Here is a 969-nt window from a genome sequence, read left to right as displayed (position 1 = left end):
GATCGCGTCGGGCGTCACCTGTTACGACACCCTCGCCGGGAGAGGGGTTTTAGCATCAAGGCCCCTGTGCAAGCTAATGCCAAACTACATCCGCGCCTTCGTTCCCGGCGGGACCTTCTTTTTCACCCTTAACCTGTTGGAGCGCCGCCGCCGTCTGTTGACGAACCACAGCGACGACTTGCGAATCGTCTTTGCCGATGCCCGCCGTCGCCGCCCCTTCACCATCGATGCGATCTTTGTCTTACCCGATCACCTTCACTCGGTGTGGACCCTGCCTGTGGGGGATGGCGATTTCTCCACCCGTTGGCACGACATCAAGGCATGGTTCTCGGCCCGGATTCCGAAACACGAGCGGCTTTCAAGCTGTCGCGCGCGGAAGGGGGAACGGGGGATTTGGCAACGACGCTTCTGGGAGCACAGGATTCGCGATGAAGACGATTTGCGGCGGCATATCGATTACGTCCATTACAATCCGATCAAACACGGCCATGTGTCGCGCCTTGTCGATTGGCCGTATTCGAGTTTTCACCGGTATGTAAAAGCGGAATTGTATCCACCGCATTGGGCGGCGGACGATGTCGTAAAGGAATTGGCTCTGGAATGACCGACGCGGCGGGATGCGCTGCGCTTTCCCGCCCTACGGTTCTGCCATTTCCTATAGGGAAAATGCACTCAAAGGTTCCAAGAATAGGCGATGATGGCAAACCGCTTGTGACCGATTTGCGTTGATTCGCGTTCATGTGCGGCAACAGGATGATTTCCATGCTATCGGTACTGAGAGACGGCTGTACCAGTGGCTTGAGGCGGCAATTGTGGTGGCTGGTGGCAATCCTCCTCTGGTCGACCCGGATCCTCGCCGGGTCCGATTACCCACCCCTGGTCCCCGACGGCGAGCCGGTCCCGGACCCGGAACGGCTGATTGCCGAGCTTGTCGAGATCGACCCCAGCGCCGGCTTCACTGCGGTTGAT

At 58.7% G+C, this 969-nt stretch carries 2 protein-coding genes; both read left to right on the top strand.

Annotation, left to right across the window (positions count from 1 at the left end; genetic code table 11):
- Positions 1–76 precede the first annotated feature (76 nt).
- Complete coding sequence (locus E1958_RS19595) at positions 77–604, top strand: REP-associated tyrosine transposase (protein WP_133513368.1); 528 nt, start codon at positions 77–79, stop codon at positions 602–604.
- 158 nt (positions 605–762) lie between these two features.
- Positions 763–969, top strand: a 207-nt coding sequence (locus tag E1958_RS19590; protein ID WP_133513367.1) for a hypothetical protein, incomplete at its 3' end; no start/stop codon positions are given.

It is taken from the genome of Candidatus Thiosymbion oneisti (genome assembly GCF_004359955.1).
Taxonomy (GTDB): Bacteria; Pseudomonadota; Gammaproteobacteria; order Chromatiales; family Chromatiaceae; genus Thiosymbion; species Thiosymbion oneisti.
Note: the sequence above shows the minus strand (reverse complement) of the source record. Positions and strands in the feature narration are given on the sequence as shown.

What these genes read in the sequence shown, in the direction of transcription:
- E1958_RS19595 (WP_133513368.1), top strand. Translation starts at nt 77, where the DNA reads ATGCCAAACTACATCCGCGCCTTCGTTCCCGGCGGGACCTTCTTTTTC.